This window comes from Pantoea sp. C8B4, assembly GCF_051336905.1.
GTDB lineage: Bacteria > Pseudomonadota > Gammaproteobacteria > Enterobacterales > Enterobacteriaceae > Pantoea > Pantoea rwandensis_B.
Map to the genome: position 1 here is coordinate 53943 of NZ_JBGMNK010000008.1, position 15790 is coordinate 69732.

Below are 15790 nucleotides of genomic sequence, written 5' to 3' on the forward strand. Positions count from 1 at the left end.
CCTCTGTGTTACGCGCCGTTTTTCAGCGCTTCTAACTCTTCCCAGCGTTCAAACGCCACTTCCAGCTCTTTTTCGGTCTGCGCTAAGGCATCCAAAACGGGCTGAGTTTTGTCATGCGGCTGGCTGAAAAAGTCTGGGTGGCTCATCTTCGCCTGCAGTTCACCAATACGCGTTTCCAGTTGCTCCAGTTTTTGCGGCAGCTGTTCCAGTTCACGTGTCAGGTTATAGCTTAGTTTGTTTGCGCTGCGTTTTGGCTCATTTTTATCTGCGGCTTTTGGTGCAGCCGAGGGGGCTTTCACCGTGGCGGATTTGGTTTGCTTGTACGCGCTGCGCTGCAGCTGTGCATCGTGATAGCCACCGACAAAGGCACCAATCTCACCGTTGCCTTCAAAGATCCAGCATTCGGTCACGGTGTTATCGACGAATTGACGATCGTGGCTCACCAGCATCACGGTGCCCTGATAACCATCCACCAGCTCTTCCAACAGCTCCAGCGTTTCCACGTCGAGGTCGTTGGTCGGTTCATCGAGAATCAACAGGTTGCTGGGTTTCAGGAACAAACGCGCTAACAACAGGCGGTTACGTTCACCACCGGATAACGCACGCACTGGCGTCATCGCACGCTTCGGATGGAACAGGAAGTCCTGCAGATAGCCCAGCACATGGCGCGGCTTGCCGTTCACCATCACTTCCTGCTTACCTTCCGCGAGGTTATCCATCACGGTACGGTCCGGATCCAGTTCGGCACGGTGCTGATCGAAGTAAGCGATCTCCAGTTTAGTCCCGCAGTGCACGCGACCACTGTCGGCTTTTAACTCATCCAGCATCAGACGCAGTAAGGTGGTTTTACCACAGCCGTTCGGACCAATCAGGGCTATCTTATCGCCGCGCTGCACCTGAGTAGAGAAATCACGCACCAGCGTTTTGCCATCCACGCTGTAGTTAACGTTTTCCATCTCAAACACAATCTTGCCTGAGCGCGCGGCTTCGCCAACCTGCATGTTGGCTTTGCCCATCACATCACGGCGTTCTGAACGTTCACGACGCAGCGCTTTTAATGCGCGCACGCGGCCTTCATTACGGGTACGGCGCGCTTTGATGCCCTGGCGAATCCAGACTTCTTCCTGCGCCAGCTTGCGGTCAAACTCCGCGTTCTGCATCTCTTCGACGCGCAGTGCTTCTTCTTTACCCACCAGGAATTGATCGTAATCGCCCGGCCATGAAACCAGTTTACCGCGGTCGAGATCGACAATACGCGTCGCCATATTGCGGATAAACGAACGGTCGTGCGAGATAAACACGATGCTGCCGGTAAAGGTTTTGAGGAAGGTTTCCAGCCAGTTGATAGTTTCAATATCGAGGTGGTTAGTCGGTTCATCGAGCATCAGCACCCGCGGGTTGCTCACCAGCGCACGGCCCAGCGCGGCTTTACGCAGCCAACCGCCGGAGAGCGAGGAAAGCTCGGTGTCGGCTTCCAGACCAATCTGCTGCAATACGTCATTGATACGACTATCCAGTTGCCACAAATTCTGATGATCCAGAATAGTTTGCAGACGACCCATTTCGTTGAGGTTTTTCTCGCTAGGATCTTCCATCACCAGATGAGAAATCGCGTGATAGGCTTTCAGATGCTCAGCCTGTTCCGCAACGCCTTCAGCGACGAAATCGTAGACTGAACCGGTGATGTTGCGAGGTGGGTCCTGTTGCAGACGTGCCACCACCAAATCTTGTTCGTAAATAATGCGGCCATCATCCAGCGGTTGCTCGCCGTTGATGATTTTCATTAATGTGGATTTACCGGCACCGTTACGGCCCACCAGACAGACGCGTTCGCCCTCTTCGATGTGCAGTTCGGTGTTATCCAACAGCGGCGCATCGCTGAATGAGAGGTAAGCGCCATGGATACTGATCAGTGACATAAAACTTATTCCTTACCGGCGTGGCTAACCAGCCAGCAGTTGTGAATTTGACGGTTGCGTGCGAAATCTTGCGACAACGTTTTTTGGGTAATTTCCTGCGCCTGCAGACCCAGAGCGGCTAAGCCGTCGAGGTCCATTTTGAAGCCGCGCTTGTTATTCGAGAACATAATGGTGCCACCGCGACGCAGCAGACGTTTCAGATTCTGCATCAGCATCATGTGATCGCGCTGCACGTCAAAATCGTCTTCCATTCGTTTGGAATTAGAGAACGTCGGTGGATCGATGAAGATCACATCAAATTGTTCGTCACTGTCACGCAACCAGCTCAGGCAATCGGCGTGCATCAGTCGATGCTGGCGTCCGGTCAAACCGTTAAGACGCAGGTTACGCTCGGCCCATTCCAGATAAGTGCGAGACATATCCACGGTGGTCGTGGTTTTCGCGCCGCCTAACCCGGCGTGCACGCTGGCGGTGCCGGTGTAGGCAAACAGATTCAGGAAGTCTTTACCGGCACTCATTTTGCCCAGCATCTGACGCGCCAGACGGTGATCCAGGAACAAACCGGTGTCGAGATAATCGGTCAGATTCACCAGCAGACGCGCGTCAAACTCCTGGACTTCGAAGAAGTCGCCCTTTTCTCCCAGCTTCTGATACTGATTTTTACCCTTCTGACGCTCACGGGTTTTCATCACCAGTCGATTGGCCGGGAGCTCCAGCACGCTCAGGGTGGCGCTGATCACATCGAACAGACGCTGGCGTGCTTTATTAGCATCCACGGTTTTCGGCGGGGCATATTCCTGAATCACCACCCAGTCGCCGTAACGGTCTACCGCGACGTTGTATTCCGGCAAGTCGGCATCATACAAGCGATAGCATTCAATGTTGGACTGCTTCGCCCACTTTTCTAGCTTCTTGATGTTCTTACGCAGACGGTTGGCAAAGTCTTCGGCAATCTGCGCGCTACCTTCACCGCTGGTCGCAGCCAGCTGGTAGTTTTTCTGCACACATTCCAATGGGCCGTTTTTGGCTTTGAATTGGCGGTCGGCGCGCAGTTGCAGGCAGCTCAGCAGTTCCGGTGACGCACTGAACAGCGACAGATTCCAGCCACCAAACTGCTGCTTCATGATACGTCCCAGCAGGCTGTGTAACGCAATCAACGCGGGTTCGCTTTCCAGACGTTCGCCGTAAGGCGGGTTGCTCAGCACGGTGCCCGTGATCTCCTGGCCCGCCAGCGGGTTTTTCAGCTTAATCACATCCTGCTGAGCAAAGGTGAACAGCTCGAACACACCAGCACGACGCGCATTGGCACGCGCGGATTCCAGCACGCGGCTGTCATTGTCGTAACCGAAGAAACGCGCGGTTGTGGCTGCGGTGCCCACACGGGCACGCTCTTTCGCCTCAGCCAGTACGTCTTGCCAGACCGCCTGATTATGGTTTTTCCAGCGGTTGAAGCCCCAATGGCTACGCAGCAGGCCCGGTGCGCGATCGGTGGCGATCAGTGCCGCTTCCAGCAGTAAAGTACCGGAACCGCACATCGGATCGATCAATGGCGTGGTGCTCTGCCAGCCAGAACGCATCACAATCGCGGCCGCCAGCGTTTCTTTCAGCGGGGCCTGGCCGGTTTGCTGACGATAGCCACGCTGATGGAGCGCATCGCCGCTCAGATCCAGTGCGATGCTCACGCGATCTTTATTCAGCCACGCATTAATGCGAATGCCCGGTTGTTCACGATCCACACTTGGACGCTCCAGGTTCTGGCGCGTGAAGCTGTCAACGATCGCATCTTTAATACGCAACGCGCCGAACTGGCTGTTACGGATCACCTCATTGGTGCCGCTAAAGTGAATCGCAAAGCTGGTGCTGCTCTCGAACATCTCGGTCCAGGGAATGCTCTGCGCGCCCACATACAGGTCGAGATCGCTCCAGACGCCAAATTCTCCCAGCGGCAGCAAAATACGCGAAGCCAGTCGGCTCCACAGCAGGCTTTGGTACATCACACGGTCATCGGCACGGAAGTGGACGCCGCCCTGCACCACCTGCAAATCCTGCGCACCCAGCGCGTACAGCTCAGTTTTTAACAGCTCTTCGAGCCCACGCGCCGTACTGGCAAACAGAGAATTCATATCGTCACTTTTTACTCTTGCTAAAATTGTTGCGCATTATAGCGAATCAGCGTCCTATGTCATAAAGTTAGCTTCTTTTTGTCCTGTTGGAGTCTCGATGATTACGCTTTCTCGCCTCTATATCCATCCGGTCAAATCCATGCGCGGTTTGCAACTGTCTCATGCACAGGTGCTGGAGAGTGGTCTGGCGTTTGATCGCATCTTCATGGTGACCGAACTGGACGGCACCTTTATCACTGCACGGCAGTATCCGGACATGGTGCGTTTTACCCCCGCGCTGTTGCCTGATGGCTTATTTTTAAATGCCCCAGATGGCAGCCAGGCGCTAATTCGCTTTAGCGATTTCACGGCGCAGTTGTCACCCACTGAAGTGTGGGGGAATCATTTCACCTCGCATATTGCGCCCGCTGAAATTAATGATTGGCTGAGCGAATTCTTCCCGCGTCCCGTGCAATTGCGCTGGACCGGTGTTGCTCCCACGCGGCGGGTGAAAAAATTTGATGAGGTATCGCTGAGTTTCGCGGATGGTTTTCCCTTCCTGCTGGTGAATATGTCGTCACTGCAGGATCTGCAGCAGCGTTGCCCGGCCAGCGTTCGCGTTGAGCAATTCCGCCCTAACCTGGTGGTCAGCGGCGCAGCGGCATGGGATGAAGACAGCTGGAAGCAGGTTAAAATCGGCGAGGTTGTTTTTGATATGCCCAAGCCTTGCAGCCGCTGTGTATTCACCACCGTTGGCACCGAAAGCGGACGCAAACATCCCGAAGGTGAACCCCTGGCCACGTTACAACGTTTCCGCAGCGGTCAGGACGGTAGCGGAGATATCGATTTCGGTCTGAATCTGATCGCCCGTAACAGCGGCGTGATCCGCGTTGGCGATGAGCTCACGGTTTTGGTTCGTCAGACACCGCGAGCTTACGGCGCGGGCGCGGTGGTGGAAACCCTCAAACCGGTTACCAGCCAACAGGCAGAAGTGATCATTGGCTATCAGGGCAGTGAATTTACCGGCGACAACCAGCAAGTGCTACTGGAACAACTGGAGATGCAGGGCTTTCGCATTCCCTACTCGTGTCGTGCCGGGATATGCGGTAGCTGCAAGATGACGCTGGTATCGGGCGAAGTGAAGGCGCTGAAACAGAGCGCAGTGCGCGCAGATGGAACGATTCTCAGTTGTAGCTGTATTCCAGCAGGCGATATTGTTCTGGCTTAAACGCTTAAACCGCCCGCGCAAAGTGGGCGTTTTGTTCCTGCTGATGCGGTCGCAAACGATCGTTCATGATCTTAATCGCATCGCCTAACTGCATACCTTTACCGGCTACCGATAATGTATTTTGCGCCAGCAAGCACAGCGCCGCATTTTCGCCACTGTCGACCACCAGCAATTGCGCCTGTTCGCCGCTATCGGCCAGCGTCACGGCCACCATATCGCCTGATGCGGGTTGCCAGCTCTGGGCATGGCTGGTGAAATGCCAGCTTTTTGGCATGAGCGGTTTTAAAAAACGACTCGCGACTAATGCGTTTAACACTAATTCAGCGCGCTGATCGCCTTTTAATCCACTCTGTCGGCAACGCTCTTCAAACGTAAAATACAGTGCAGCGTCATCGACACAAAAACCACTGACATTAAAGGCATCCGGTGTCAGCATTTTACGCGAGAAGCGCGAACGAAATAGCATGCCATCGGCCAAATCCAGCATCATACGATCGTGCTCTGCGTCAAAATACCAACGCCAGTTATCATCAGGTTTAAACTTCATGATATGCCCTGTAGTTATCGCTGCGCTATCCCCGTCATACTTCACTCTGCAATTGCGTTGGCTGCGTGTGCTCACTCCCGTCACTTACTTAAGTAAGCTCCAGGGGATTCACCCACTTGCCGCCTTACGACAAAGCGAATTATTTAGGGGGCCGAACGCTAGATTTAAAAATATCAGCCTAAGGAAAAGCTGAAAAAAACATCAGCAGGACAAAATATAAACGAGCCGAAGGGATAAATAAACCCCCCGGCGCGGGAAAGTGGGAAATGTCTTAGAGATGGGTCACGATATCTTTAATTAAACCTGGGCCTTTATAAATAAAGCCAGAGTATATCTGCACCAATGTGGCCCCTGCGGCCATTTTTTCACGAGCGGAAACCAGTGAATCAATACCACCGACGCCAATAATAGGTAAGCGACCCTGCAACTCTTGCGACAAGCGGCGAATCACTTCAGTACTGCGTGACTGCACCGGACGGCCACTTAATCCCCCCATCTCATCGGCATATTTAAGTCCAGCAACCAAAGCACGATCAAGCGTGGTATTCGTGGCAATGACACCGTCAATTTCATGGCGCACCAAACTGTCGGCAACCTGGATCAATTCTTCTTCAGAAAGATCCGGCGCGATCTTCACCGCGACCGGCACATATTTAAGGTGCCGTTCCTGCAGCTCTTTTTGTTTTAATTTGATCGCCGAAAGCAGATCGTCCAGCGCTTCGCCATATTGCAGCGTGCGTAATCCAGGTGTGTTTGGCGATGAAATATTGATGGCAATATAACCGGCATGGGCATACACCTTTTCCATACAGATCAGATAATCGTCTTTGCCTTGCTCCACTGGCGTATCTTTATTTTTGCCAATATTGATACCGAGGATGCCTTTGAAGCGTGCTTTTTTAACGTTCTCGACTAAGTGATCGACGCCGTGATTATTAAAGCCCATGCGATTAATAATCCCTTCCGCTTCCACCAGACGGAACATGCGCGGCTTATCATTACCAGCCTGTGGACGTGGCGTCACCGTCCCAACTTCCACGAAGCCGAAACCCATCGCACCAAAGGCATCAATGCACTCTGCGTTTTTATCGAGGCCTGCAGCAAGCCCCAGCGCGTTAGGGAAAGTCAATCCCATGCAGGTCACCGGGCGTGACGGCAGCGACTGGCGAATCAGTCCTTCCAGCGGCGTTCCGCTGATAAAACGTAATTGTTGAAAGGTGAGTTCGTGCGCACGCTCTGGATCGAGCTTAAACAGCGCCGGCCGGACGATAGGATATAACATGCACTCTCCTGAATGGCGGAAGCGAAGAAGTCGGGTGCACGGAAATTTGTGCGCCAGAATGGTAAAGGCCTCTGGCGCAAAAGTAAATTTAATCAGCAGCGGGAGAATTGATCACGGTCAGCGACGTGCAGAATAGCGCCCGACCTGTTCACGAACATTTTGCAATCCGAGGTAAATCGACGGGCAATACCACAGCAGTTTCAGGCGCGAATCCTGTTGCAGCATCTTACGTACCACCTGATTCACCGGATCCTGCCATTCATTGGGCACGGTCATGTGATTTTTACGAATTTGCGCGAGGCAGCCCTTCATCACCGTCTGGTAGTAATCGTCCAGCAACAACTCATCAACGGGTTGCTGCTGGTCGCGTAAAAACTGCTCGCTGCTTTGCCGCGCAATGAAGTAATTTTTCACCCACGAAAAATCACGCGTGCTCTGTGACAATGAACTGAGCATGAAGCGCTTGTAGTAGTAGCTTTGGCTGGTGCAGTAGATTTGACGGGCGGCCATATAGAGCGCAAACATCCAGGGCGCATCTTCGTGGTTCTGTATGGGAAGGAACTGCAACGCCAGCTGATCGATTAAACGTCGCGACATGATCGAACTCCACACCACGCGATGTGCCGACTGGTGCTGCAGCAAAATGTGCAGACTTGCCCTGCCCCCGGGCAATAAGCCACTGACATGACGTTGATGAATACGTTGATACTGGCGCTGCGCCACAGGCAGATCAAGAAACATCTTCGCGCCAAAACAGAACAGATCAATCTCCTGATGCCGTGCCTGTACCCGTCGAAAATCAGCAAACAGTTCAGTCGAAACGAAATCATCCGCATCCATAAAATAGACAAAATCACCGGTGGCTGCGGCGAGTCCTTTCATGCGCGCCGCGCTGACGCCGCCGCGTTCACCGCTCAGCAGTGTGACCTGCGGATGCGCAGCAGCGAAAGCGGTGAGCCAGGCCACACTGCTATCACTGGAACCGTCATCAATGATAATGATCTCATCGGGCGGTGATGATTGACGTAACAGCGAACCCATCGCTTCTGGCAGCCACGGGGCACAGTTCCAGTTTGGCACGATGACTGAAACGGTCGGCACGCGGCGAGATGTCAACATTCTCATCCTCTCTCCTCAACATTGAATAACGGCAAGCGCAGACGCTTTAGCACCAGGCTATGCAGCAAACAGCACACACCAAGATTGACTGCGCCAATCAGGCCTAACCACAGCAGGTTGATCCAACGGTTTTGATTCCAGTCGATAGGCAGGAAGGTGCTTAACCAGGCAATCAGCGCGGATGTCGCCCAAATCAACATCACATCACGCGTGAGCCAGGTGAAATGCAGACCGGGCGCGAAACGGCGGTGTACCAGCCATGCCCAACCCACTAAATAGAAGATGTTTTGCCCCAGCCACAACCATCCGGTACCCAGTGCGCCAAAATGCATCGCGCACCAGATGTTGAGCGGTACCAAAATCAATGCGAACACGCTGAAGCCTTGCATATGCAATTTGAGATTGCCGTTGATGTATTGCAGGTGATACAGCAGGCCACAGATGGCCTGAATGCCACTGCCCAGCGCGTAGAGACTGAGCACAAATGACATCTCATCCACAATCTGGGTTTTCTGGGTCCAGGCCCAAAGCAGCGGTCCGGCATAGCAGGCAATGGTAATACTGAGCGGTGCCATAAATATGGCGACGGCCTGAGTGGTATAGCGATAGAGTTTTAGCGCTTCCGCATCGCCTTCATTACGGGTTTTCATGCCGGTCATGCGCGGCACAATCGCCTGCATAATAGGGCTGCTGAGCAGCAGAATGCCGGTTGCCGCAGTCGCCACCACGGTAAACGAACCGTATTGGCTCAGCGGCAGGGTTTTGGACAGAACCAGTCGGTCAATTTGTGAAATAAAGGTCCAGACCGCACTGGAGTAGGCCGCGCTGAGCGCAAAACGAATAAAGGGCCGCAATACGCCTTTAAGGTCATCACGCTTCTCTTTGCGCGCGGAACGCGGGACCAGCTGGCAGGATTTGTAGATACAGCATGCCGCTTCGGCAATCGATACCAGCAATTGCCAGATAAAGAAGGTCAGCACAGGATTAGGGAAAAACTGAATCACCACCACGGCACCAAAAGTACGCAAAGTGGTGATGATCAGGTTAACGCCATTCAGCCAGACCTGATGTTCAAATCCGACAATCACGCTACGATACGGGCTGGTACGCCAGCGGATGGCCGCGGTAATGACCATGATGCCAACCGCAATCACCACATCGTTGGCTGGCAGATGTTGCGCATTGAGCCAATGAGCAGCAATCCACGGCGTGGCAATCCAACCCAGCACCACAAGAATCAGTGTTGAAATCAGGAAGAATCGTGTCAAGGTGGCAAACAGCGCCGGGAACCAGACAAATTCGGCTTGATTGGCACGATAGCGCGCAGCTTCACGCATCAAGGTGGTAGAAACTCCCGCATCCAGCAGTTGTAACCACGTCAATAAAATAGAAAAGAAGCCGACCAATCCGTAAGCTTCCATTCCTAAATGTTGAATATAAAGTGGTACCACCAAAATACCTGACAGCGTCAGATAGATTTGGCCAACATAGTTGGCAATCGCGTTACGTTTAATCGACATAAGTGTTTTGGTGTCAGTTTTTTCTCAAGGAGAATTAGCGTGGCATAAAAACAGCCCGGCGCACACGGGACTAATTCTTAAAACTAACGTTGGTCTCATGCAACAGAGGTTTTTCTGACTTTCATCAGATTGAAATAGATGTCCGGTTGTTTCAACATGAGTTTTTCCATGACACCCTGCGCAGGAAACTGCTCTGAAAAATAGTGAATGGCGTGCCGCACATTATCAGAGAGCTTATCTGTTTGGTTTAAATCCTGTTGAATCAGGTTCAATAACCCGCCCCTTAAATAACTTTGCCGATAAGCATTCCTTTCAGGCAGATAATGGGTCATTCGGGTTAGTTTTTCATACTCTTGCATAAATTGTTGATAGCTTAACGCGGCACACGCTTTTTCGTCACTGGCGCTATTTAAGGTATCCAGTACCCAGACTGACTCCGTATTAATCAACCCAGCGAGCATCACATCCTGCATGCGATCTAAAGGTGTTGCGGCGTAGACAAGCGCAACACGAAGGATGACAAGGTAATGTTGACACCAATACTGCCCGGTCTGTAACTGCTGAAAGAGTTGTAATGAAGACTGCAGCCCCGTTGTCATGGTGTGCTGAGGAGACAGAGGCTGGATAAAACAGTTCAGCTCGGGCCGCTGATCGCTGCATTTAGCGACCTCCAGCAGCAGTGTATCTGCAGGCGTAAAGCCAGCGGGTGCAAACAGCAAGAAGTCATCCTCATTCAACCCTGCAATCCTGTCAGGGTCTGTATTGACCAAATTAAAGCGTTGAGAGGTGATAACCGGTTGGAGCTCATAGCAGCGAAAGGTTAAATCTGATCGCAGTCGATTTTCTTGCCCTGTGTTCATCGCTGGGCCAGACACATAGTGATCCTGAGAAAAGCGTTCCATATTTTATATCCCCAATAAAAGATGAAAACCTGAACCTTTCCCAATGAAATGCTCAAGTAAAAAATAACAGACAAGCTGATGAAGATTTTTAGCGCAATTAATCTCAACAGATTATAAACAGGCTAAAGGCAGAGAATTCACTTTTTGTCGGCCTTCCAGACGTCACCCTAATCTGAATTGTTTAAACTTTCTGAATTAGGGCTAAAGCATCGAGAATAAAGATAACAATTTTTAGCCAGAACAGGAGTAAGGCATGTCTTGTTTTTAATGTTTGCACGCTTTTGGACACACTTAATCACGGATTAATCCATTATTTACCAGAGTTACGCCCCCATCCAGAAATGACTAGCCGCTCAAAAAAGGCACTTCGGTTTGATCACTCCCCCTCTACCCTTTCATTCGTAAAAGAAAAAATATTCTTTTATCGTTTGAAAGGTTCATTCATCCTTCATTTTCTCTTTCAAACACTCTATTAATAAGAAACTTCATCCAAATTAATCATTCCCCTGAGTGATACTCACGCCCGTGCTTAAGTAAGAAGCATTCATCTCGCTGGGTTTTCAGAATATCCTTAGTCCAGAACACGGCATGCCTTTCTCAAAAACATCCCCCTCCAGCCAATCCCATTTTTCGGCTTAAGTTTGCCAGATAAATCATTTATACCCGCGCACGCGCTCTGCCAGTATTGAACACATCAGTTCTCAATATCAAATAATCAATAACTTTCAGTTATAAGGAGTGACCATGCGGGTTATTACGCTGGCGGGCAGCCCTCGCTTCCCATCGCGCTCTACTGCACTGCTCAGCCTGTGCCAGCACGCGTTGGAAGCACGCGGTGTTGAAGTCATTCCCTGGAATATTCACAACTTCCAGGCGGACGATCTGCTCTATGCACGCTTTGACTCCCCAGCCCTCAACGCGTTGAAAGCCGACCTGGCGCTAGCAGACGGACTGATTGTTGCCACCCCCATTTATAAAGCGTCATTTTCGGGTGCGCTGAAAACCCTGCTTGATTTGCTGCCAGAACGCGCCCTGGAACACAAAGTGGTATTGCCATTGGCCAGCGGCGGCAGTGCATCCCATTTGCTGGCCGTGGATTACGCGCTCAAGCCGGTCTTGAATGCCCTAAAAGCCCAGGAAGTGCTGCATGGCGTGTTTGCCACCGACACGCAAATAGTGAATTACGACCGCCAGCCAGAGCTGGATCCACAGCTGGCCGATCGCATCGACGACGCGCTGGATACATTCTGGCATGCACTGCATCGTCGCCATCAACCTTACGCACAAGCGGTATAAAGGAAGAATCATGAAAAGGATGTTAACAGCTTTACTGCTACCGGCCTTTGCCGCGCTGATTGCGCTGAGTGCCAACGCTAATGCCGCTGATGCCCCGGCGCAGTTGCGTGTGGGATATCAAAAGGGATCGGTGAGCATGGTGTTAGCAAAATCTCACCAGATGCTGGAACAGCGTTTCCCCCACACACAGATCAAATGGATTGAATTTCCAGCAGGACCGCAAATGCTGGAGGCGCTGAATGTCGACAGCATTGATTTAGGTAGCACCGGTGATATTCCGCCGCTTTTTGCACAGGCAGCAGGCGCGGATCTGCTTTATGTCGGTTCCGAACCACCGAAACCTCAGGCTGAAGTGATTCTGGTGCCCAAAGACAGCCCGATTCAGCGTGTTGCCGATTTGAAAGGCCATAAAGTGGCCTTTCAGAAGGGCTCCAGTTCACACAACTTATTGTTGCGTGCGCTGGAGCAGGCCGGCCTGAGCTTTAAAGATATCCAACCCACCTATCTGACCCCCGCCGATGCGCGAGCCGCTTTCCAGCAGGGCGATGTTGATGCCTGGGCAATCTGGGATCCCTACTACTCTGCCGCCTTACTGCAAGGCAACGTGCGCGTGCTGGCTGATGGCAGCAAGCTCAACCAGACCGGTTCCTTCTATTTAGCCACACGCAAATATGCCGAAGCCAACGGTCCATTTGTCCAGCAAGTGCTGCAAACCTTTAGTGATGCCGACGCGCTGACCCGCAGCCAACGCGGCCAAAGCATCGACCTGCTGGCACAGGCGATGGGCTTACCCAAGCCGGTGATTGCCAGCTATCTCGACCATCGTCCACCCACCACGATTACGCCGGTCAGCGCACATACTGCGCAGGCCCAACAACAAACGGCCGACCTGTTTTATGCCAATCATCTGATGCCGGTAAAAGTGAACATCACTGACCGCATCTGGCATCCACAGTCCGCCCAGCCATAAGGAATTGAATCATGAGCATATCCGTATTCTGGTTTCTCCCGACCCACGGTGATGGGCACTATCTTGGCACCGCCGAAGGTTCGCGTCCTGTCGATCACGGTTATCTGCAGCAGATTGCTCAGGCCGCCGATCGCCTTGGCTTTGGTGGCGTGCTGATCCCCACCGGCCGCTCCTGCGAAGATGCCTGGCTGGTGGCCGCGTCACTGATTCCGGTGACGCAACGTTTGCGCTTCCTCGTGGCGCTGCGTCCGGGCGTGATTTCACCAACGCAGGCAGCGCGCCAGGCCGCGACACTTGATCGTCTGTCCAACGGGCGCGCGCTGTTTAACCTGGTCACTGGCGGCGATCCTGAAGAGCTGGCGGGTGACGGCGTGTTCCTCGATCATCGCGAGCGTTATGAAGAATCCGCGGAATTCACCCGCGTATGGCGTCGCGTTTCAGAAGGCAAAACCGTGGATTACGAGGGTAAACACGTCAAAGTGCGCGGTGCACGCCTGATGTTCAAACCGGTACAACAGCCACGTCCACCGCTGTGGTTTGGCGGTTCATCCGATGCCGCGCAGGATCTCGCCGCTGAGCAGGTCGATGTTTATCTCACCTGGGGCGAGCCCCCGGCATTAGTCAAAGAGAAAATTGATCAAGTGCGTGCCAAAGCGGCGGCGCAGGGCCGTAAAGTGCGCTTCGGCATTCGTCTGCACGTCATCGTGCGCGAAACCAATCAAGAGGCCTGGCAGGCAGCAGATCGCCTGATTGCTCATCTCGACGATGCCACCATTGCCAAAGCGCAAGCGGCCTTTGCCCGTACCGATTCTGTCGGACAGCAGCGCATGGCTGCGCTGCACGGTGGCCGACGTGACAAGCTGGAGATCAGCCCGAACCTGTGGGCGGGCGTGGGTTTGGTGCGTGGCGGTGCCGGTACTGCGCTGGTGGGCGATGGCCCAACCGTGGCTGCACGTATGCAGGAGTACAGCGACCTCGGCATCGAGACCTTTATTCTCTCAGGCTATCCGCATCTTGAAGAGGCCTATCGTGTCGGTGAGCTGCTGTTCCCACACCTTGATTTGGCTATCCCTGAAGTGCCGAAACCTCGAGTGGTGCAAGCGCACGGTGAAGCGGTTGCCAACGATTTCACCCCACAGAAAGTGTCTCAGAGCTAAGGAGTTCAGGATGGCAAAGTTTCAAAAACAGCTGAGTAATGCCCTGCTGCCCTGGGCCTTACCGGTACTGCTGGTTGCGGTGTGGCAACTCGCCTCTCAGGTGGGCTGGCTCTCAACACGCATTCTGCCATCGCCGGAAAACATCATTATTACGTTCTGGAAGCTGACGGTGAGTGGTGAATTGTGGCAAAACCTCGCCATCAGTGGCTGGCGTGCGGCGATTGGCTTTGCCATTGGCGGCTCGATCGGCTTGGTGCTTGGCTTGATCACCGGCACCTCACGCGTGGGTGAACGTTTGCTGGATACCTCAGTGCAGATGCTGCGCAACGTGCCGCATCTGGCATTGATCCCGCTGGTGATTCTGTGGTTTGGCATCGATGAGTCAGCCAAGATTTTTCTGGTAGCGCTTGGCACCTTATTCCCGATTTACCTCAACACTTATCACGGTATCCGTAATATCGATCGCGGTCTGGTGGAGATGGCGCGCAGTTATGGTCTTTCTGGCTGGAGTCTGTTTATTCAGGTGATTCTGCCGGGTGCGCTGCCTTCGATCATGGTGGGCGTGCGCTTTGCCCTCGGCCTGATGTGGCTGACGCTGATTGTGGCTGAAACTATCTCGGCCAATTCTGGCATTGGCTATCTGGCGATGAATGCACGTGAGTTTCTGCAAACCGATGTGGTGGTGGTCGCCATCATTCTCTATGCGCTGCTCGGCAAACTGGCCGATGTCGCCGCTCAACTGCTGGAGCGCGTATGGTTGCGCTGGCATCCGGCTTATCAATTGAAGGAGAACGCATGAGCAACGCAACGTTAAGCCCGTCGCGTCTGAACAGCGGCACCCCGGTTGGCGTTAACGGCGTCAGCAAGCAATATGGTGATCGCACCATCCTCAACAACATCAATCTGCACATCCCGGCAGGGCAGTTTGTTGCGGTAGTGGGCCGCAGCGGATGCGGTAAAAGTACCCTGCTGCGCCTGCTGGCGGGACTGGAATCCACTTCGCGCGGTGAGCTGCTGGCAGGCACTGCGCCGTTAGCGCAAGCACGCGAAGACACGCGCCTCATGTTCCAGGATGCACGTCTGCTGCCGTGGAAAAAGGTTATCGATAATGTGGGCCTGGGTTTGAAGGGGCGTGAATGGCGGGCTGCCGCGCTGGAAGCACTGGAGGCGGTAGGTTTAGCCGATCGCGCTAACGAGTGGCCAGCGGCGCTATCGGGTGGGCAAAAGCAGCGTGTGGCGCTGGCTCGCGCGTTGATTCATCGACCGGGTTTGTTGCTGCTGGATGAACCCCTGGGTGCGCTGGATGCACTGACGCGTATTGAGATGCAGGGATTGATTGAATCGCTATGGCAACAACATAACTTCACGGTGTTGCTGGTCACCCATGATGTCAGTGAAGCAGTGGCGATGGCCGATCGCGTATTGCTGATTGAAGAGGGGCAGATTGGGCTGGATTTAACCGTGGACCTCGCGCGACCACGTCGACGTGGATCGGCGCGACTGGCGGAACTGGAAGCAGAAGTGCTGGATCGTGTGATGAAGCGCAGTCCGGCAGAGCAGCCGCTGAAATTCGCCCAGTAGCGTTAGTCGAAGTCGAAGTCGATGTCGATGTCGATGTCGATGTCGATGTCGATGTCGATGTCGATGTCGATGTCGATCGGTATAGTGCCACTGTCACTCCACGCAACCAGAGAAAGTGGCAGTGAGTTCAGCAAAAGCCGCATCACAATGATGCGGCTTTTATCTTA

General features: G+C 53.3%; 14 protein-coding genes. 6 read left to right on the top strand and 8 right to left on the bottom strand.

Features of this window, described 5'->3' with window-relative positions:
• Nucleotides 1-8: 8 nt before the first annotated feature.
• Together ACCW76_RS11855 and rlmKL are read right to left on the bottom strand one after the other, a co-directional pair.
• Nucleotides 9-1919: an ABC transporter ATP-binding protein gene (locus tag ACCW76_RS11855; RefSeq protein ID WP_436338617.1), complete on the bottom strand. Its 1911-nt coding sequence runs from the start codon at nucleotides 1917-1919 to the stop codon at nucleotides 9-11.
• 5 nt (nucleotides 1920-1924) lie between these two features.
• A complete protein-coding gene (rlmKL, locus tag ACCW76_RS11860; RefSeq protein WP_436338618.1) occupies nucleotides 1925-4042 on the bottom strand; it encodes a bifunctional 23S rRNA (guanine(2069)-N(7))-methyltransferase RlmK/23S rRNA (guanine(2445)-N(2))-methyltransferase RlmL in 2118 nt (705 codons plus the stop codon).
• 97 nt (nucleotides 4043-4139) lie between these two features.
• Here rlmKL and ACCW76_RS11865 point away from each other — a divergent pair, with 97 nt between their 5' ends.
• On the top strand, nucleotides 4140-5249 hold the full coding sequence (locus tag ACCW76_RS11865; protein ID WP_436338619.1) for a YcbX family protein: 1110 nt from the start codon (nucleotides 4140-4142) through the stop codon (nucleotides 5247-5249).
• A 4-nt stretch (nucleotides 5250-5253) separates the two neighbouring features.
• Here the strand turns inward: ACCW76_RS11865 and ACCW76_RS11870 are convergent, their stop codons facing one another.
• The 5 genes from ACCW76_RS11870 to ACCW76_RS11890 all read right to left on the bottom strand — a co-directional run bounded on the left by ACCW76_RS11870 (nucleotide 5254) and on the right by ACCW76_RS11890 (nucleotide 10619).
• Nucleotides 5254-5796, bottom strand: a complete 543-nt coding sequence (locus ACCW76_RS11870) for a cell division protein ZapC (RefSeq protein WP_436338620.1) — start codon at nucleotides 5794-5796, stop codon at nucleotides 5254-5256.
• A 271-nt stretch (nucleotides 5797-6067) separates the two neighbouring features.
• Nucleotides 6068-7078: a quinone-dependent dihydroorotate dehydrogenase gene (gene pyrD / locus ACCW76_RS11875; RefSeq protein ID WP_436338621.1), complete on the bottom strand. Its 1011-nt coding sequence runs from the start codon at nucleotides 7076-7078 to the stop codon at nucleotides 6068-6070.
• A 117-nt stretch (nucleotides 7079-7195) separates the two neighbouring features.
• Nucleotides 7196-8197, bottom strand: a complete 1002-nt coding sequence (locus ACCW76_RS11880) for a glycosyltransferase family 2 protein (protein ID WP_436338622.1) — start codon at nucleotides 8195-8197, stop codon at nucleotides 7196-7198.
• A gap of 2 nt (nucleotides 8198-8199) precedes the next feature.
• Complete coding sequence (locus tag ACCW76_RS11885; protein ID WP_436338623.1) at nucleotides 8200-9717, bottom strand: lipopolysaccharide biosynthesis protein; 1518 nt, start codon at nucleotides 9715-9717, stop codon at nucleotides 8200-8202.
• A gap of 95 nt (nucleotides 9718-9812) precedes the next feature.
• Nucleotides 9813-10619 (bottom strand): hypothetical protein, encoded by an 807-nt coding sequence (locus tag ACCW76_RS11890; RefSeq protein WP_436338624.1) that lies wholly within the window; start codon nucleotides 10617-10619, stop codon nucleotides 9813-9815.
• Nucleotides 10620-11363: 744 nt separating this feature from the next.
• On the opposite strand from ACCW76_RS11890, the gene ssuE reads away from it, so the two are divergent.
• The 5 genes from ssuE to ssuB are packed head-to-tail and all read left to right on the top strand — an operon-like array spanning nucleotide 11364 to nucleotide 15623.
• Nucleotides 11364-11915: an NADPH-dependent FMN reductase gene (gene ssuE / locus ACCW76_RS11895; protein ID WP_045816257.1), complete on the top strand. Its 552-nt coding sequence runs from the start codon at nucleotides 11364-11366 to the stop codon at nucleotides 11913-11915.
• Between the two features lie 10 nt (nucleotides 11916-11925).
• A complete protein-coding gene (locus tag ACCW76_RS11900; protein WP_436338625.1) occupies nucleotides 11926-12885 on the top strand; it encodes a sulfonate ABC transporter substrate-binding protein in 960 nt (319 codons plus the stop codon).
• A gap of 11 nt (nucleotides 12886-12896) precedes the next feature.
• Nucleotides 12897-14042 carry an FMNH2-dependent alkanesulfonate monooxygenase gene (ssuD, locus tag ACCW76_RS11905; RefSeq protein WP_436338626.1) on the top strand — a complete coding sequence of 382 codons (1146 nt, stop codon included), beginning with the start codon at nucleotides 12897-12899 and terminating at the stop codon, nucleotides 14040-14042.
• Nucleotides 14043-14052: 10 nt separating this feature from the next.
• Nucleotides 14053-14841 (top strand): aliphatic sulfonate ABC transporter permease SsuC, encoded by a 789-nt coding sequence (ssuC, locus tag ACCW76_RS11910; RefSeq protein ID WP_034820490.1) that lies wholly within the window; start codon nucleotides 14053-14055, stop codon nucleotides 14839-14841.
• Nucleotides 14838-15623, top strand: coding sequence for an aliphatic sulfonates ABC transporter ATP-binding protein (gene ssuB, locus ACCW76_RS11915; protein ID WP_436338627.1), 786 nt, complete (start codon nucleotides 14838-14840; stop codon nucleotides 15621-15623). Before ssuC ends, ssuB begins: the two co-directional genes overlap by 4 nt.
• Before the next feature lie 2 nt (nucleotides 15624-15625).
• Here ssuB and ACCW76_RS11920 read toward each other — a convergent pair whose 3' ends face one another.
• Entirely contained in the window at nucleotides 15626-15766 is a 141-nt protein-coding gene (locus tag ACCW76_RS11920) for a hypothetical protein (protein WP_436338628.1), read from the bottom strand.
• Nucleotides 15767-15790: the final 24 nt, after the last annotated feature.